Consider the following 17,937-nt stretch of genomic DNA (forward strand, 5'->3'; position numbering starts at 1 on the left):
TACCTCATTTCGAAGCCGGCGGCGTAGTGCTCCACGGCGGATAGATCCGCACCGGCAGCACCGGAACAAGAAGAAGCAGAACGAGCGCAACGCACGCCATCACCCGGTAGAGATCGGCGGACGTCAGCACGACGGCCTGCTCGTGAATACGGTGCGCGAGTTGCCCCAGCGCGTAAGACGTGTCTAGGCCGGGGCCCGTCACCAGCGCGCGGTTGCCCAACTGGTCGACGAGCATGCTCGAATGGAAATGTTCGCGCGCGGTGCCTACGCCCTCAATCACCCCCGTCGCGATGGCGGCGGCGAACGTCTTCACCGTATTGAACATGGCCGAAGCGAACGGGCCCTCCGTTGGCGGCAACCCCGTCGTGACGCCCATGAGGATCGACATGATCACCATGGGCTGCGCGATGATCTGCAGCGCCTGCAGCACGTAGAAGTTGTCGCGAATCCACTCGGACGTCATGAAACTGCCGAGTGCGCAGGTCGTGAACATCAGCGACAGACCGATTGCGATCACCCAGCGGTGATCGGCGCGCCGCGTATTCAACAGAGCCGCCGTCAAGGGAAGCGTAATCAGCAGCGGAATGGCGAGCAGCAGCGAGAGCGGCGCCGTCTGCAGCGGCCGGTACGCATGAACTTTGGCGAGAAACTGCCCGGGTATAGCGGCGACGCCCACCAGCAGGATCACGGTGCCGACCAAGGTCGAGAGGCCGTGCGTGAAATTCCTGCGCTCGAGTAACTGGAGCTTGAAAAAAGGCACGGGCTGAAACCACTCGTTGACGAGGAAGACCACGAGCAGCAGTGCGCCGCCGCCCAACATCACGCGGATAAACTCCGATTCGATCCAGTCGAGCCGGTCGCCTTGCAAAAGCCCGGTCACGAGCATGGCGAACGCCGGGAAGCCCGTGACCAAACCTATCCAGTTAAAAGTACGAAAGCGCTCGAGCTTGACCGGATCGGCGGGCAGCCCCTGCTGAATCGCGATACAGCACAGCACGCCAAGCGGAACGATTTGCCAGAACGCCATGCGCCAGCTCACGAACTCCGTCCACAACGCGGCGAGCGGTGTCCCGAGCGCCGGCCCGAAGGTTGCCGTGAGCGCATAGCCGGCGAGCCCATACAGCTTGAACCTGGGCGGCAGATAACGCAGCGCCACGATGATCAGCATGGGGGGCAGACAGCCGCCCGCGATTCCCTGGAAGATACGCAGGACATAGAGCGTCGCCAGATTCGGAGCGAACGGGCACAGCAACCCGAACAACATCGTGGCGAGCACAGCGCCGATCGTGAAGCGCTTGAGCGTAAAGGTGATGCCGAACCAGGGGGCGAACACCATCGTCGCGACGTTGGCGGCTTCGAAGAGCGAGGTGAGCCACGTCCCGTCGTCATGCCCGATCAGGAACGCGCCCTGGATATCGGCCATCGCCGCAGCGGTCACCTGTTCGTTGAGGATGGCCAGCAACGAAGCGAACAACATGCCGAGCAGGCCCACCACGATGCGCCCCGTGAACGCCACTTGCGCGGGGGCAGGCTGCGCCGGCGCCGCGGCTTCGCGCACAGGACGTGGTTCCAACGCCTGTGGGGCCGTTACCGCTTCCGTTCCAGTCGTCAAAGGGTTCGCAGTTGTCATGGCGATCAGAAACTTCCCGGGTTTCGTTAGCTGTACTGTTTGATGTAGCTAGTTCACTGTGAGGCTATTCAGCGTCCTGCATCCTCACGCCAGGCGATGACCACACCTCCGGTTTCGCCGCGCATTGTTGCTGTTCACTGACGGCTTTATTGTCAGAGATGAACCCAATTTCTTAAAGTCTCGCCTGGTCTGATTTTGGGCCATCTAGTACGAGAATTTTGCCAGGCTGTCCGGTCGTGATCTGCCCGGCGCGTATGCGCTGCGTCAACGCAAACCTGTCTGATTATGCGCGGGTCATTTCTGCACGCTTTTGGGCCAATTGAGGTCGTACGGCGATACCAGACGGCACACGATGCTTAGAATCGCGGCGTAGGCATTCAGGCCGCGCGTTGATCGCGATAGACACGATTTACGAAGGTTTGAAAACGAACCGGCAACGGTAGACGCCAAACGGTTTTTACTGTTGTTTTCCGTTTGCAAGAGATTCAGATTGGGAAGTCAAGATGGACAGATTACGTGAGATGGAGGTGTTTGTAGCCATCGTCGAACGCGGCAGCTTCAGCGCCGCATCCGATAAATTCGGCTTATCGCGCGCGGCGGTCTCGCGGGCGGTCAACTCGCTCGAAACGCGCCTGGGCGCCCAGCTGCTCGCGCGTACGACACGCTCGGTCCGGCCCACGGACGCGGGTGTCGCTTACGTTGAAGCCTGCCGCAAGCTGCTGGATGGCATCAGCGATGCTGAGTCGCACATCGCCACGGATCTCGCCAACCCGGTGGGCACGCTCACGATTACAGCCCCGGTGCAACTCGGCCAGCGCTTCATCGCGCCGCTCGTCAACGCCTACACGCTGCGCTATCCCGACGTCAGCGTGAACGCTGTTTACCTCGATCGTCCCACGCGCCTGCTCGAAGAAGGCGTGGATATCGCCATACGGATTGGTCATCTCGAAGACTCGTCGACATTCGCGGTGCGCCTGGGGTCCGTGCGGCGGCAGACCTTTGCGTCCCCCGCTTATCTCGCCGCGCATGGAGAGCCCATGCATCCGCGAGACCTGGTCGGCCACCATTGCGTTTCCTTTACCGGCGTCTCCCAACCGCTCGAGTGGACGTTTTACGAAAATAACGCAAAGATTCCTGTGCGGCTGCAGCCGCGCCTGATCGTGAATCTGGCGCCCGCCGCCATTTCGGCCGCGGAAGACGGCGTGGGTATCACGCAGTTGCTGTCTTATCAGGCCGCAAGCGAAGTCGCGTCCGGAAATCTGGTGCCGATTTTGCGGGCCTATGAGCCCGAATCGACGCCGGTCAGCCTGCTTCATGTCGAACGGCGCGGGACGAGTGGAAAGATCCGCTCCTTCGTGGAGTTCGTCACCGAAACGCTGCGCAACAACACGAATCTTCAATGTGCGAGCGGATTGACGAGCGAAGGCGAATGCGTTCCATGTCAAGGCAATCGCGAACTCGCCACGAGGCATTCCGAAGCGCATGCCCCATATCTACAACCGCTTGTTCATTCACTCGGCAACTGAAGACGACTGAGCTGCGGTACGCAGTTCGCGGTACGCGCCCACGAGCGCGTCGAGGCTGAATGCGCGATTCAAGCCGCTCGGGTTCGGCAGAACCCACACGCGCGCGCCGCCGAAGCTACCGGATTGCAAACCCCACTGGATATCGCGCTTGCCGGACATTTCGGCAAGCGCCATCTTGCCGAGAAAGGCGATAAATCGCGGTGCGTAGTGTTGAACCTTCAACTCGAATTGCGCCGCGGCAGCCTGTATCTCCGCTCTCGACAACTCGTCCGCGCGTGCCGTCGCGCGCGAGACCGCCGTAGTCAGACCAAAGCCATGCTGCAGCAACTCACGGTCGTTCTCGGGGCGAAACTCCTGCGGCGTAAAACCTGCACGATGGAGCACACGCCAGAAGCGGTTCCCTCTGCCATCGAAGTGGCGCCCCGTGGCCGCCGCACGCATGCCTGGATTGATCCCGCAAAACAATACCGACAAGCCGGGCGCGATGATATCGGGAAGGAATGGCGCGGCATTGGCGTTTGCCAGCTCCGCCAGGGAATCGTCGCTATGCACTCGCCTCCCCGCGGAATCGCAGGCGATATTGTTTTGGCGTAACGTTCAGGCGCCGCGAAAACGTCGTGCGCATATGGGTGGCGCTATGAAAGCCGCATTTGAATGCGACCGTCTTGAGCGGCGCATCCGTATCTTCCAGAAGCTTTCTCGCCGTGTCGACGCGAACCTGCTCGACGAATACGGAGGGCGTGACCTTGGCATTTTTGGCGAAGATGCGCGACAAGGTGCGCCGGCTCACGGCAGCCGCACTCGCCAGCGCCTCGATCGAAAGCGTATCGGTGATATGTTCGCTCACGTAGCGATACACCTTGCTGAGTATCGGGTCCTCGTCCTTGCCGGCGCCGATATACGGGCTGTACTGAGATTGACCGCCTTCGCGCTGGATATACACCACCAGCCGCTTCGCCACCCGCACCGCCAGTTCGTGTCCCCAGTCTTCCGCCACCAGCGCGAGGCACAGATCGATGCCCGCGGTCACGCCCGCCGACGTGAACAGCCGCCCGTCGCGCACGAAAATGCGGTCCGGCTGCACGTTGGCGTGCGGGAATTCGTTGGACAGGCGCCCGGCATCCGACCAGTGGGTCGTCACTTCCTTGCCATCGAGCAGCCCCGCATGCGCCAGCACGAATGCGCCGTTGCACACCGAACCGAAGCGGCTCGCGCTGCGCGCCTGACCTTGCAGCCAGGCCAGAAACTCATTCGACGGATGCACGTCGGGCAACTGAGGGCCGCCGGCCACGAGCAGCAGGTCCCATTGCGTGTCGCTGTCCGCATAGCCGCGCGAGACCGCCAGTTGCATGCCGTTCGAACAGGTTACGGCGCCCGCCTCGCGCCCGACGAGCGTCACCTCGTAGCGCTGATGCTCGGAGAGGAATGTGTTCGCCTCGGCGAATACATCGAGTGGGCCTGCAACATCCAGCGCCTGCACACCATCGAATACAACAATGGCGACTTTCATGCCGTGACCTTCAGAGGTGGTGTCCCAACCAGGACCGTGGCGCAGCTTAACGCATCGTCGTTAGCGCATGCAGTCTGCCCCCGGAAAAAGTATTTTGCGTCGGTGTAACAAATCGGCAGTGTGGCCCAAAACGTCCACTAGTTGGCAGGCGGCGGCACCACGCGCGTATTTCGCCCGTTGCCCCGCATAACTAGACTGTGTTCACGACTGCGGCTGGGCAAACAACCCGGGCGGACCGGAAGGCGTTGTCGCCATCATTCCACGTGTTGCGCCCGACGTTGGACCGCACACCGACCAAAGGCAGATTGATCATGTTGAAAGAACGTCAGAGCTCTTTCCTCTTCGGGGGCAACGCCCCTTACGTCGAAGAGCAATATGAAACTTACCTGGCTGACCCGGATGCGGTCACCGGTGAATGGCGGGCGTGGTTCGATGCACTGCGCGAAACGCCGGCTATCGACGGCAGCGATCGCGACGACGAACCGCACGCCCCCGTCATTTCCAGCTTTGTCGAGCTTGCGAAGCGGCCGCCGCGCGCGATCGCTCATGCCGACACTACCCTCGCGAATGACGCCGGCCTCGGCCTCGCACGCAAGCAGGTCGCGGTACAGTCGCTGATCGCCGCGTTCCGCATGATCGGTACGCGCACGGCCGATCTCGATCCGCTGATGTGGACGCCGCCACGCGCCTACGCCGAGTTGACCCCGGCTTACTACGGCCTGACGGCCGCGGACATGGCGACGATCTTCAGCACTGCCGACACGTTCCTGTTCGACGACGACACCACGCTGAAGGAACTCGTCGCGGCGCTGAAGCAAACCTACACGGGCACGCTCGGCGCCGAGTTCATGCATCTGACCGACGCAGAGCAGCGGCGCTGGTGGCAGATGCAGCTCGAATCCACGCGGGCGAGGCCGTCGCTGCAGGCCACCGAGAAACGCCTGCTGCTGGAACGCCTGAGCGCGGCAGAAGGCCTCGAGAAGTACCTTCACGCACGCTACGTCGGGCAAACGCGCTTCTCGCTCGAGGGCGCGGAGTCGCTGATTCCGATGCTCGACGAAGTCGTCCGCTACGGCGCTTCGAAAAAGCTGCGCGCGGTGGTGATGGGCATGGCGCACCGCGGACGCCTGAATGTTCTGGTGAATATCGTCGGCAAGCCGTTGCGCGCGCTGTTCGACGAGTTCGATGGCAAGGATCCCGAACGACTTACCGCGGGCGACGTGAAGTATCACAAGGGCTTTACGAGTACGGTCGATACGCCTGACGGGCCGGTCGAAGTGATGCTCGCGTTCAATCCGTCGCATCTGGAAATCGTCAACCCGGTCGTGCAAGGCATGGCGCGCGCCAAGGGCGAGCTCCTCGGTAGCGCCGACGGCGTGGAGGTTCTGCCGGTCGAGATTCACGGCGACGCGGCGATGTCCGGCCAGGGTGTCGTGATGGAAACGTTGAGCCTCTCCTATACGCGCGGCCACGGCACGGGCGGCACGGTTCATATCGTCGTCAACAATCAGATCGGCTTCACGACCTCCGATCCGCGCGACACGCGTTCGTCGTTCTACACCACGGACGTCGCGAAGATGATCGAGGCGCCTATCCTGCACGTGAACGGCGACGACCCCGAAGCCGTCGCGATGGCGGTGCGCCTTGCCCTCGACTATCGCACCGCGTTCAAGCGCAGCGTGGTCATCGATCTCGTGTGCTTCCGCAAATTCGGGCACCAGGAACAGGACACGCCGGGCATCACCCAGCCGCTAATGTATCGCGCGATCGCAAGTCATCCCGGCGTGAGAACGCGCTACGCACAGAAGCTGGTTCAACAAGGCGTGTTGACAGCCGAAGAAGCGAATGGCTATGTCAGCGAGCGGCGTGAACTGCTCAAGCGGGCGAACGAAACCGACAGCTCAGAGGCCGCCTCGTCACGGGAGGAAGCGCCCAGTCCGATCTCCTGGTCCGCCCCGTCAACGAAAGCGCTGCGCAGTCTCGCGCAGCAGATTTCGACCGTTCCCGAAGGCCTGGCGCTGCACCCGCTCGTCAAGAAGATGATCACCGGCCGCCAGGAAATGGCCTCGGGAAAACGGCCACTCGACTGGGGCATGGGCGAGCATCTGGCCTTCGCTTCGCTGCTCGCCGATGGGATCAGCGTTCGACTGAGCGGGCAGGATAGCGCGCGCGGGACGTTCAATCATCGTCACGCCGTGCTGCACGATCAAACGCGCATGAACCGGCCGGATGGCGTTTATATTCCGCTCGATCATCTCGCTGATGCGAGTGGCAACGCACCTGGCCGCTTCAGCGTGACGAACTCCATCCTCTCCGAAGCAGCGGTGCTCGCGTTCGAATACGGTTACACGACGGTGAACCGCGATGCGCTGGTGATCTGGGAAGCGCAATTCGGTGACTTCGCAAACGGCGCGCAGGTGGTAATCGACCAGTTCATCGCAGCGGCCGCCGCCAAGTGGGGGCAACGCAGCGGCCTGACGCTCTTCCTTCCTCACGGGCAGGAAGGCGCGGGACCCGAGCATGCATCGGCGAGGCTCGAACGCTATCTGCAGTTGAGCGCGCAGGACAACATGCGCGTCGCGCAGCCGACCACGCCCGCGCAGCTGTTCCATTTGCTGCGCAGGCAGGCACTCGCCGCCGATCGTCGCCCGCTTGTCGTCATGACACCCAAGTCGCTGTTGCGGCACCCTGAAGCGGTCAGCACGTTCGAAGCGTTGAGCGAGGGCGAATTCCGCGAAGTTCTGCCGGATACGCAGGTCGAGGCATCGCGGGCATCCAGCGTCGAGCGCGTCATCGTGGCCACGGGCAAGGTGTACTACGAATTGCTCGAGCATCGCCGGGCGGACGCGACCGACACGCCGATCATCCGCGTCGAACAGCTGTATCCGTTTCCCGCACAACAGTTGGCCGCCGAACTCGCGCGCTATCCCAACCTGAAGACCGTCGTCTGGTGTCAGGAAGAGTCGCGCAACCAGGGCGCATGGAGTTTCGTCGAGCCGCAGCTGCGCGAGCTCCTGCCAACGGGTGCGAAGCTCGCCTACGCCGGTCCTGATGCCGGTGCATCGACCGCGCCGGGCTACCATTCGGCGCACGTCGCGCGGCAATCCGCGCTGGTCGAGCAGGCGTTCACGGGGTAACGGCGCATGCGTGTCGCGATGATGCTTTACGCAGGTTTTCAACTGCTCGAAGCGAGCGGCCCGATGGATGTGTTTCATGCAGCGAATCGCCTGTATGGCAGCGCGTTCTATGAACCACACCTCGTCGGGACCTCGCCTGGGCCGGTACTGTCTTCCAACGGCACGGCGGTGGGCACCACGGAATGCCTGTTCGAAATGCGGCCGCCGTTCGATGTCGTCGTGGTGCCCGGGTCTCCCGTGGTGAGTTCGACGCGTGAGCATCGCGAACTCGTGACGTGGCTCGGCGACGCCGGCCCCGCCACGCGCAGGCTGGCCTGCATTTCCAATGGCGCGTTCCTGCTGGCGCGCGCCGGCGTTGCCGACCGTCGCTGGCTGACCACGCATTGGCGCGACGCTCACCGCCTCGCGGCGGAACATCCACGCGTGCACGTCATGTCCAATCCCGGCTGCCTGAAAGATGGCAACCTCTATTCGTCGGGCGGCGCAAGCGCCGGCATTCATCTGGCACTGTCGATCGTGCGGGAAGACCTTGGGGAAAGCGCGGCGGGAACCATCGCCAGAACGTTGTTGATGCAGCCGCATTGAAGCACGCGAGCGCACAAGGAACGCCATGATAGACGCGAACCGGATTCACAAGGCCCTCGCCAATCCACTGCGGCGCGACATCCTCGCGTGGCTGAAGGTCCCCGCCGACGCCTTTCCAGAGGGTCACGTCGATCTGGGCCACGGCGTGCCCGCGCACGCCATCCAGGCGCGCAGCGGGCTCTCGCAGTCCACCGTATCCGCGCATCTTGCCGTACTGGTCGAAGCGGGACTGCTCGTTTCGACGCGAATCGGACAATGGATGTTTCTTTCACGTAACGAAGAAGTGATACGGACCTTTGCCGAGCAGATTCGCCTGCATTTATAGGCCAGGATCAAGACGTTCATGGACTACCTGCGCGAGGTGGTGCCCAAAGCGCTTGCAGCGGATGCGCAAGCGCCTGGCCCGGCAGCCAGCCTCCTTAGCCCGCGTTGCCCTTATGATCGCGCGCAGCCACACGTTGCGACGAGGGTTGTGACGCAGTCGCCGGTGCAGCCATTTCGTTTTGCTTGATGATCTTTTCGATCTCGCCGTCGGCTTGCGCGTCGTACTGTGCAAAGACGTCGGTGCGATAGCGCGTGTTTTGCGCCGCGCCGAGCTGCGAGCCCGATTCGTCGCGCGTATCGGCATCAACCGTCATCGAAAGGCCGATGCGCAGCGGACGCGCCGCGAGTTCGCGTGGATCGAGCGCGATGCGCACCGGCAGGCGCTGGACGATCTTGATCCAGTTGCCCGTGGCGTTCTGCGCCGGCAGCGTCGCGAATGCGCTGCCCGTGCCAGCCGAAAAGCCTTCGATACGACCGTGATACTTCACGCTCGAGCCATAGACATCCGCAACGAGCGTCACCGGCTGGCCAATGCGCATGTGCTTGAGCTGCACTTCCTTGAAGTTCGCGTCCACCCACACGCCGTCGAGCGGCACGATTGCCATGAGCGGCGTGCCGGGCGACACGCGCTCGCCCACCTGCACCTGGCGCTGCGCCACATAACCCGTCACGGGCGCGGGCAAGGTATCGCGCGCATACGCGAGCCAGGCCGCACGCACTTTCGAGGCGGCCGCCTGCACATCCGGATGCTGTTCGACCGATGTACGATCGGTCAGCGCGTGATTCGCCGCCCCTTGCTGGCGTGCGGCGTCGAGCGCGGCCTGGGCGGCCTGCACGGCGTCGCGCGCGTGGGCGATGTCTTCTGCGGACACAGCGCCCGAGTCCGCGACGGCCGTGCGACGGCGCAGATCGTCGTTGGCGCGGGCCAGGTCCGATTCGCGTTGCGCCACATTCGCTGCATAAAAGTCGTTGTTGACATAGAGGCCGCTTACGCGTCGCACGGTTTGGCCGAGCGACGCTTCGGCATCGGCCAGCGCGATTCTTGCGTCGGCCGGATCGAGCGTCACGACCGGGTCGCCCTGCTTCACGATCTGCGTGTCGTCGGTGTCGACGGCCACCACCGTACCCGTGACCTGCGGCGTGAGCTGCACGAGATTGCCGCTCACATAGGCATCGTCGGTCGATTCGTAAAAGCGGCCTTCCGTGAAGTAGTACGCGCCGTACGCCGCGCCCGCAATCAACGTCACGGCGCCGAGCAGCGCGATCAGACGCTTGCGGCGGCCCGGGGGCGTGGCCTGCTGGTCGTCCTTGGCCGGGGTCGCTTGCGCGCCGCCTTTGCTCTCGTCGAGTTGATCCACCGGCTCGCGGTCGGTCGCGATCGTTTCGCTCATTTCAGTTCTCCTGACGGGTATGCAAACATGCCGTTCAACGCGCGGCGGCAATGATGGAATTGGTTTGAGGGTTCGGTTGGGCGGCAAGGTCGGCGTGGTGACCGGCATCGGCCGAAGTGTCGACATAGCCGCCACCCAGATCCGAAGCCAGCGCAATCTGCTGGTCGCGGCGATCCATCTTCAGGTTGGCGATGGCTTCGTCGGCGTTCAGTGCCGTGACGTCGGCGTTGAGCACCGTGAGCTGATTGGTCAGGCCGCCCTTGTATTGCGTGATCGCGAGCTGGTCGGCGTCGCGTGCCGCCTGCTGCGCGGTTTCGGCATCGACGAGCTGTGCGTCGCTCGAATGGATCTGCGCGAGCTGCGTGGCCACGCCGCTGAGCGCGCCAATGAGCGTCTGGTCGTAAGCGGCCACGGCGTAGTCGAACTCGGCGTAGCGGCCCTTCAACTGCGCACGCAGTTCGCCGCCGTCGAAGATCGGCAGATGGACCGCGGGGCCAACCGACGCCGTGCGGCTCGCGGCGGTCAGGAAGCGGCCGAAGCCGAAGGCGTCCAGACCGAGCGCGGCGCTCAGGTTGATGTCCGGATAGAACTCGGCCTTCGCCTCCTTGACCTCGTGCGTGATCGCGTCCACGCGCCAGCGCGCCGCGACGATATCCGGGCGCCGGCTCACGAGGTCGGCGGGCAGGTTGTCCGGCAAACGCACCTCGTCGCCCACGCCGAGCGTCGGCCGCGTGATCGCGAGTCCGCGGTCGGGGCCCTTGCCCAGCAGCGCGGCCAGCTGGTAGCGCGTCGTGAGAATGCTGCCGTCGAGCGCGCTCACGCGAGAACGGCTCGTCGCCAGGTTCGCCTGCGCGGTCTTGCGTTCCACCTGCGTGTCGAGACCCGTGGCAATGCGGCCCGCCGTGATGCGGTCGATCTGCTCGCGGCGCGTGACTTCTTCCTGCGCGATGTCGCGCAGCGCGTAGAGCCGCGCCAGCTGGTTGTAGGTGCGTGCGATCGAGGTATCCAGCGTGAGCTTGACCACTTCCTCGTCGGCCTCGCTCGCGGCCGTCTCCGAAACGGCTGCGCGCAGTGCCTCGCGGTTCTTGCCCCACAGATCGAGATCGTAGGATGCGGTAAGCAGCCCCTTGTTTTCGGTCTGCCACGAGCCGGCATACGGCGGCGGAATCAGCGCCGTGCTGCTGTACTGCTGGCGTGTCAGCGTGTAGCTGGCGTCCACGCGCGGCAGCGTGCCCGCTTTCGCGGTTTCGCTATAGGCCTGCGCCTGGGCCACCCGCGCCTTGGCCTGCTCGACGCTCGGGCTGCCCTGCAGCGCTTCGGCAATCAGCGCCTTGAGCTGCGCGTCGCCGAACTGGTCGACCCAATCGGCGGACGGCCAGTGCCCCTGCTCCTGCGGCAGGCTCTGCGCCGTCTCGAACCGTTGCGGCTGGGCCATCTGCTTGTCGCTGTGGATGCCCGCGTAGTTGGCGCAAGCCGCCAGCGTGGCCATTGCGATCGCCGATACGCCCAGCTTCAGCGTATGGGTACCGATGCTTGCTTTAGAAGTCTGAGATTTCATTTTCTGACATATCAGATTAATGGTCGAAAAAAAGCGCGGCGCCACGGCCGCACCGTTCAGTCGTCTGTGAACTTGCGAAGCAGGCGGTTCAGTTCGGCGAACTCCGCCTTGGTGAATTTGCGCAGGCGTGCGTTCAACACTTGCGGCGCGACTTCCGGAATCTGCGCTGCCGTTTCCAGTCCCTTTGGCGTGAGGTTCAGATTGACCACACGACGGTCGTCTGCGTCGCGCGAACGCTCCAGCAATCCCTTGGTTTCCAGCTTGTCCAGCATCCGCGTCATGAGGCCCGTATCGATGCCGAGCAGCTTCGACAGTTCGAACGGCGTGGTCGCCACACCCTGCTTCAGCGAAAGCAGAATGCCCATTTGCTGGCCCGTGATGTCGAGGTCCTTGAGCGCGGAATCCATCTCAGCGACGATCAGATTGCGCGCCTTGACGATCCTGAAACCGACACTTTCCGTAAGCATGAAATTTCTCGTCGTGTAGTGGTCCATCGCGACATCCTCCGTGTTGAACGGCACAATATCTGCATTATCAGATACTGTCAAGAAAAACACGCGAGACTCGTCGGCCCTCCGGACCGGGTTCAACTGCAGAATTCAGTGTCCGCCAGCGGCTGCCGCGCCCGCGCCACCGCCCTTGACCGGCCTCGTCACCCAGATCAGCGGGATGATGACGACGAAGATCACCGCCGATATCCAGAAGATGTCGTTCAACCCCAGCATGGTGGCTTGCGCGTTGAGCGAGCTCTCGTAGAAGGCCGTGGCCTTGGGAACGCCGCCGCCCAGCGTCGCCTGCAGGTGCGCAATCGCGCCGGTGAACGCGGGATTCTCGACGCTCGTCTGCTCGGCGAGCCGGGCGTGGTGGAGGATAGTGCGGTCGTTCCAGGCGTTGCTCATCAGCGACGTACCCACGGCGCCGGCGAAAATGCGCGCGAAGTTGGACAGACCCGCGGCCGCCGGAATCTCGTCGGGCCGCAGACCCGAGAGGATGATGCCGGTGAGCGGCGTGAAGAACAGCGCCGTGGGAATGCCTTGCAGCAGCGTCGGCAGAATCAGCGTCCACGCATCCACGCCGGTCGTGTAGTTCGAGCGCATGAAGAACACGGCGGCGAAGCCCACGAACGCCAGGGTGGCTAGCACCCGCAAATCGGAGCGCGGCATGACCTTGCCCATCACGGGGGCCAGGATCACCGCGAAAATCCCCAGCGGCGCGGTAACGAGCCCCGCATCCACCGCGCGGTAGCCGAGAAAGCCCTGAATCCACTGCGGCAGGATCACGAGGTTTGCAAAGAAAATCGCATACGCGACCGAAATCGCAATCGTGCCGCCGAGGAAGTTGCGTTTGGCGAACAGCCGCAGGTTGACGATCGGTTTTTCCTCTGTCAATTCCCAGATCAGGAAGAACACGAAGCTGACCGCGGCGACGATCGTGAGCACCCAGATGACCGGCGAGCTGAACCAGTCGAGGTCCTTGCCCTTGTCGAGCATGATCTGCAGCGGCGCGACCCACGCGATAAGCGAGATCAGCCCGACCTTGTCGATGGGCAGTTTGCGTGCCGGCGTCTCGCGGTCGCGATAGATTGCCCATACCACGCCCGCGGCAAAGAGGCCGACCGGTACGTTGATGTAGAAGATCCACGACCAGCTGTAGCTGTCGGTGATCCAGCCGCCGAGCGCCGGGCCCGCGATCGGTCCGACGGTTGCGGTCATCGCCCACAGCGCCAGCGCGTTCGAACTCTTTTCTTTGGGGAAAGAAGCGAGCAGCAAGGCTTGCGACAATGGCACAAGTGGCCCCGCCACGGCGCCCTGAACGATACGGGCGACCAGCAGTGTCAGCAGGTTCGGGGCCATGCCGCACGCTGCCGACGAAAGCACGAACAGCAGGATCGCCCAGACGAACAGCTTGACCTGGCCCACACGCTGCGTCAGCCACCCGGTCAACGGAATGGACACCGCATTGGCCGCGGCAAACAGCGTGATGACCCATGTCCCTTCGTCGATCGACACACCGAGGTTACCGGAGAGCGTGGGAATCGCAACGTTGGCGATCGACGAATCCAGCACGTTCATGAAGGTGGCGAGCGCCACGGCGAAGGTACCCAGTGCGAACTTCGCGCCAGTCAGCTGGGGCGGCCCGCCTGGGTTGGTCGATGAATTCATGTTAGGTTCTCTCGTCTGGATGCGAATGTCCCGTCAACCACGGGCCGTTATCTGACATGTCTGATAATTGGGCAAAAAAATGCCGTCCTAGCCATGAAGCAATCTGAACAGCAGCGTGCTCAAGGCGTCGAAGTCGGACTTCGAGAGGTGCGAGAGCCGCTCGCTCCACGCGCCAGGCGAGACGTCTGTATTTCGCGCGGCGACAAGGTGGCCCTCCCGCGTCAACGAAACGTCCACGAGCCGCCGGTCCGTGCCATTGCGCGCACGCTCCACGAGCCCGCTGGCTTCGAGCTTGTCCAGCACGCGAGTCATCCGGGCCGGATGGACGCCAAGCAGCTTCGCCAGTGCCGCCGGCGTGTTCGCGCTGCCGCTGGCCAGCGTCAGCACAATGCCGCGCTCCTGCAGGTTCAGCCCGGCGTCCCTGAGGCCTGCCCTGAGTTCGGTGGCCATCAGGTGATGCGCCTGACCCAGCGCGAACACCAGCTTCTGCGTCCGCTCGAAATCTTCATTGACGGGATCGTTCATCGATTGCCCTCCTCGATATCTGATGCAGACTATATCTGACCTTGCAGATGTGTGCAAGAAAGTTTCCGAAGCCGCATGAGACGGGCCGGCGCCTCGCCCAACCGCCCTCTGCGCGACGCGATACACGGTGTAAAAAGTGATGTGACCGGCAAGCGATAATCGACGCCGATCTTCACAGCTATATTATTTCGGCAGAGTTTTGATCCGTGAAGTGCGGAACGCGGGATCGACGCACTCTTTATTCAGGAGAATCGAAACATGACTGACAAACCGCTTACGCTGGGCATCGATCACGTCGGACTGACTGTGCGCGACCTGAATCTCACGCGTGACTTCTTCGTGCATTGCCTGGGTTGGAAACAGGTTGGCGAAAGACCCAGTTATCCGGCGGCGTTCGTTTCGGACGGTCACGTCATGTTGACCCTCTGGCAAGTCGCCGACCCAAGCCGCCTGGTCGAGTTCGACCGCAAGACCCATGTGGGCCTGCATCATCTTGCCCTGCGCGTAGGCAGCGAAGAAGCGCTCAACGATATCTTTTCGCGCGTGTCCGACTGGCCCGGCGTGAACATCGAATTTGCGCCGGAAAACCTCGGTCCGGGGCCGAAACGCCATACCATGGTGTACGAACCGGGCGGGATCAGGCTCGAATTCGACCACGATCCGCGCACGCACGCCTCCTGAGCTTCGCAGACAACCGCGTGTGAGGATTGGCGCGGCAAGGTCTTCCCCAATCAATCAGTTATCCAAATCGACGCAAGCGTCATTCGCATGACCTTTTCCGCCGCACGCCGTCGCCCCCTGCCCGCTCTCATTTGTTCCTGCGACTCACAACTGTTTGTCCGCGTCCTGTATTCAAACGGGGAGCGCGGATGCGTAAATTGGTCGTCATCGGAGCAGCAAGCCCGATCAGAAACTGAGTCCAACGTACTTCGAGGTTCATATGAGTCAATCCCCCAAAGTCATCGTGATCACTGGCGCATCGCAAGGCATCGGCGCCGAAGCCGCCAGGGCATTCCGCGCACTCGGCCACAAGGTGGTCGCGACGTCGCGCAACATCAAACAGACTGACGATAGCGATCTCGTCGCAGTGGCCGGCGATATCGCCGACCCGGCCACGGCGCGCCGCGTCATCGAAACGGCCGTCTCGCGCTTTGGCCGCGTCGATACGCTCGTCAACAATGCGGGCATTTTCGTGGCGAAGCCGTTCACGCAATACACTGCGGAAGACTACGCGGCGATCAAGGGCACCAACCTCGACGGTTTCTTCCATATCACGCAGCTCGCCATTGCAGAGATGGAAAAGCACGAGAGCGGCCACGTCGTGACGATCACGACGACGCTGGTCGATCACGCAATCGACGGCGTACCGTCGGTGCTGGCCTCGCTGAGCAAGGGCGGTCTGGCCGCCGCAACGCGCTCGCTGGCGATCGAGTATGCCAAGCGCGGCATTCGCGCCAACGCGGTATCGCCCGGCATCATCAAGTCGCCGATGCACGCGCCCGAAACCCACGCCGCGCTCGGCGCGCTCCATCCGATGGGGCATATGGGCGAGATGAGCGACATCGTGAACGCCATCCTCTATCTCGACTCTGCCCCCTTCGTGACGGGCGAAATCCTCCACGTCGACGGCGGCCAGGTCGCCGGCCACTAGAGGCGCACTAGAGGCGCACTACGGGCGCACTACGGGCGCACTGCGCTCCACGGGGCCCCACCGGGCGACGAGGGAGCGCCGCTGGCCGGCGCTCCCTGCAACGATCAACACCGAGGAAAGCGAAATGCCGATCGTCACAATTCAGGTTACACGCGAGGGCACGCGGCCCGGCACGGATTCCGTCACGGCGGAAGAAAAGGCGCAGCTCATCAAGGGCGTGAGCCAACTCCTGCTCGACGTGCTGAACAAACCGCTGGAGGCGACCTTCGTCGTCATCGAAGAAGTACCAACGGAAAACTGGGGATGGGGCGGGCTGCCTACCGACGTCTATCGACGACAGAAGGGGCTCATCAAGTAAGCGCGCGCGGCCCGCTCGCGAGCGGGCTTTCGCGTGCCCATGCACCGCTTGCATCGCGGCAGATGCTGCGCTCTCGTGAATCGCGAGAGAATCCGTCGATACCAGGAATCTATCTTCCAATTAACGGGAAGCTATTGCGGAACGTGAAAGAGGCCGCCAGCCGTCCCGCCAGCAAGCCTCTTATGCCATTGCCACGCGCGAACGCCAGGCGCGCCGCTCAGCGTTCGCACTCCGTAATCGCGCTGTAAACGAGCGTGCGCAACTGCCGGCGAATCGGGTACGCAGTCGAAGGCAGGAGCTGGGTGAGAAACAGCACGATCATGTCCTCGCGCGGATCGACCCAGAAGAAGGTGCTGGCTGCGCCGCCCCAGAAGAAGTCGCCCGCACTGCCCGGAATCAGCGTGGATGCGGGCGCAATCGTCGTGGCGAAGCCGAGCCCGAAGCCAACGCCTTCATAAGCCGCTTCGGTGAACATCGAGCGCGAGAGGCGCGGCAGGTCGACACCGCCCGGCAGATGATTGGCGGTCATCAGCTCGATGGTCTTCGGCCCCAGGAGCCGCACGCCGTCCAACTCGCCGCCCTGCAGCAGCATGCGCGCAAACCGCATGTAATCCGCCGCCGTGGAAACGAGGCCGCCACCGCCCGAAACGAACGAGGGCGGCTCGCGATATGGGCTCGTGTGAGGATCGTCCTGCAGCTCCGGACCCTTTTCGGAAACGACCTTCGAACCGAGCGCGCCGATGGCATAGCAGGCGCAAAAGCGCGACACCTTCTCCGGCGGCACGTAAAAGGCCGTGTCGACCATACCGAGCGGGAAGAAGATCCGCGTTTTCAGAAAGTCCTCGAAGGCCATGCCGCTGACCTTGCCGACGAGATAGCCGAGCACGTCCGTGGAAACCGAATAGTTCCAGGCGTCGCCCGGAGAGAATTCCAGCGGCAGCGTGGCCAGCTTCTCGATCATTTCGTCGAGCGTGCCCGCGGTCGCAAGCTCGCCCACTTTCAGCTTGCGATAGGCCGCATCGACATTGGTGTTCTGCTGAAAGCCGTAGGTCAGCCCCGAGGTATGACGCAACAGGTCGACCACGCGCATTGGGCGCGCGCTCGCGCGGGTCTGGAAGCTCTCCATGAAACCGCCCGCGTACACGGCAAGTTTTTCCCACGACGGGATGTACTTGCTGACGGGGTCGTCGAGCGCAATCTTGCACTCCTCGACCAGCATCATGATCGCCACCGACGTAACGGGTTTGGTCATCGAGTAGATGCGGAAGATGGAGTCCTCGGCCATCGGCGTGCGCCGTTCGCGGTCCGCGAGACCCAGCACCGAGTTCAGCGCGAGTTCGCCGCGCCGCCATACCTGCGTGACGGTGCCCGCGAGCGTGCCGGTCGCAACGTAGTTCTCGTCGAGAAACCGTTCGATTCGCGCGAGCCGCTCACACGACATGCCCTGCTTTTCCAGATGGTATGGACGCCTCCCCCCGGAAACGGGCCGTCGTGGAAGTGACGGACCGGGCGCGGGAGACTTGGCACGCGTCGGTCTGCGTATGCCAAAGTAAGGGTGCTCGTCAACCGCGCGTCAAGGA

16 protein-coding genes are annotated in these 17,937 nt (G+C 63.1%); 7 read left to right on the forward strand and 9 right to left on the reverse strand.

The window, feature by feature from the left end:
• Positions 1 to 4 precede the first annotated feature (4 nt).
• Positions 5 to 1,630, reverse strand: a complete 1,626-nt coding sequence (locus tag AB3X99_RS27510; RefSeq protein WP_368618695.1) for an MFS transporter — start codon at positions 1,628 to 1,630, stop codon at positions 5 to 7.
• 503 nt (positions 1,631 to 2,133) lie between these two features.
• Between AB3X99_RS27510 and AB3X99_RS27515 the strand changes: the two genes are divergently transcribed.
• Positions 2,134 to 3,156 (forward strand): LysR family transcriptional regulator, encoded by a 1,023-nt coding sequence (locus tag AB3X99_RS27515; protein ID WP_368618696.1) that lies wholly within the window; start codon positions 2,134 to 2,136, stop codon positions 3,154 to 3,156.
• Here the strand turns inward: AB3X99_RS27515 and mug are convergent.
• Together mug and AB3X99_RS27525 are read right to left on the reverse strand one after the other, a co-directional pair.
• Entirely contained in the window at positions 3,142 to 3,708 is a 567-nt protein-coding gene (mug, locus tag AB3X99_RS27520; RefSeq protein ID WP_368618697.1) for a G/U mismatch-specific DNA glycosylase, read from the reverse strand. The genes AB3X99_RS27515 and mug overlap by 15 nt on opposite strands.
• Positions 3,701 to 4,666, reverse strand: coding sequence for a GlxA family transcriptional regulator (locus tag AB3X99_RS27525; protein WP_342948937.1), 966 nt, complete (start codon positions 4,664 to 4,666; stop codon positions 3,701 to 3,703). Before AB3X99_RS27525 ends, mug begins: the two co-directional genes overlap by 8 nt.
• 311 nt (positions 4,667 to 4,977) lie before the next feature.
• Between AB3X99_RS27525 and AB3X99_RS27530 the strand changes: the two genes are divergently transcribed.
• From AB3X99_RS27530 to AB3X99_RS27540, 3 genes are read left to right on the forward strand one after another with little or no spacing between them, the layout of a single operon-like run.
• Positions 4,978 to 7,803, forward strand: a complete 2,826-nt coding sequence (locus AB3X99_RS27530) for a 2-oxoglutarate dehydrogenase E1 component (RefSeq protein WP_368618698.1) — start codon at positions 4,978 to 4,980, stop codon at positions 7,801 to 7,803.
• A gap of 18 nt (positions 7,804 to 7,821) precedes the next feature.
• Positions 7,822 to 8,388, forward strand: a complete 567-nt coding sequence (locus AB3X99_RS27535) for a DJ-1/PfpI family protein (RefSeq protein ID WP_368618699.1) — start codon at positions 7,822 to 7,824, stop codon at positions 8,386 to 8,388.
• A gap of 25 nt (positions 8,389 to 8,413) precedes the next feature.
• Positions 8,414 to 8,713, forward strand: a complete 300-nt coding sequence (locus tag AB3X99_RS27540; RefSeq protein WP_069265940.1) for a helix-turn-helix transcriptional regulator — start codon at positions 8,414 to 8,416, stop codon at positions 8,711 to 8,713.
• A gap of 94 nt (positions 8,714 to 8,807) precedes the next feature.
• Here AB3X99_RS27540 and AB3X99_RS27545 read toward each other — a convergent pair whose 3' ends face one another.
• The 5 genes from AB3X99_RS27545 to AB3X99_RS27565 form a co-directional block, all read right to left on the reverse strand.
• The gene (locus AB3X99_RS27545; protein WP_368618700.1) at positions 8,808 to 10,103 is read right to left on the reverse strand and encodes an HlyD family efflux transporter periplasmic adaptor subunit; all 1,296 of its coding nucleotides are present in this window, start codon (positions 10,101 to 10,103) and stop codon (positions 8,808 to 8,810) included.
• Positions 10,104 to 10,137: 34 nt separating this feature from the next.
• Positions 10,138 to 11,661: an efflux transporter outer membrane subunit gene (locus tag AB3X99_RS27550; protein ID WP_368618701.1), complete on the reverse strand. Its 1,524-nt coding sequence runs from the start codon at positions 11,659 to 11,661 to the stop codon at positions 10,138 to 10,140.
• A 56-nt stretch (positions 11,662 to 11,717) separates the two neighbouring features.
• Entirely contained in the window at positions 11,718 to 12,155 is a 438-nt protein-coding gene (locus tag AB3X99_RS27555) for a MarR family transcriptional regulator (protein ID WP_342949097.1), read from the reverse strand.
• A 105-nt stretch (positions 12,156 to 12,260) separates the two neighbouring features.
• Complete coding sequence (locus AB3X99_RS27560) at positions 12,261 to 13,823, reverse strand: DHA2 family efflux MFS transporter permease subunit (protein WP_342948943.1); 1,563 nt, start codon at positions 13,821 to 13,823, stop codon at positions 12,261 to 12,263.
• An 87-nt stretch (positions 13,824 to 13,910) separates the two neighbouring features.
• Positions 13,911 to 14,348: a MarR family winged helix-turn-helix transcriptional regulator gene (locus tag AB3X99_RS27565; protein ID WP_368618702.1), complete on the reverse strand. Its 438-nt coding sequence runs from the start codon at positions 14,346 to 14,348 to the stop codon at positions 13,911 to 13,913.
• Between the two features lie 258 nt (positions 14,349 to 14,606).
• Between AB3X99_RS27565 and AB3X99_RS27570 the strand changes: the two genes are divergently transcribed.
• The 3 genes from AB3X99_RS27570 (at position 14,607) to AB3X99_RS27580 (ending at position 16,357) form a co-directional block, all read left to right on the forward strand.
• Positions 14,607 to 15,029: a VOC family protein gene (locus AB3X99_RS27570; protein ID WP_368618703.1), complete on the forward strand. Its 423-nt coding sequence runs from the start codon at positions 14,607 to 14,609 to the stop codon at positions 15,027 to 15,029.
• Positions 15,030 to 15,288: 259 nt separating this feature from the next.
• Positions 15,289 to 15,999, forward strand: a complete 711-nt coding sequence (locus AB3X99_RS27575) for an SDR family NAD(P)-dependent oxidoreductase (RefSeq protein ID WP_368602462.1) — start codon at positions 15,289 to 15,291, stop codon at positions 15,997 to 15,999.
• A 124-nt stretch (positions 16,000 to 16,123) separates the two neighbouring features.
• Positions 16,124 to 16,357, forward strand: coding sequence for a 4-oxalocrotonate tautomerase family protein (locus tag AB3X99_RS27580; protein WP_018442101.1), 234 nt, complete (start codon positions 16,124 to 16,126; stop codon positions 16,355 to 16,357).
• A gap of 217 nt (positions 16,358 to 16,574) precedes the next feature.
• Here the strand turns inward: AB3X99_RS27580 and AB3X99_RS27585 are convergent, their stop codons facing one another.
• On the reverse strand, positions 16,575 to 17,798 hold the full coding sequence (locus AB3X99_RS27585) for a serine hydrolase domain-containing protein (RefSeq protein ID WP_368618704.1): 1,224 nt from the start codon (positions 17,796 to 17,798) through the stop codon (positions 16,575 to 16,577).
• Between the last annotated feature and the right edge of the window lie 139 nt (positions 17,799 to 17,937).

Origin of the sequence: Paraburkholderia sp. BR10882 (genome assembly GCF_040948855.1) — a bacterium.
GTDB lineage: Bacteria > Pseudomonadota > Gammaproteobacteria > Burkholderiales > Burkholderiaceae > Paraburkholderia > Paraburkholderia nodosa_A.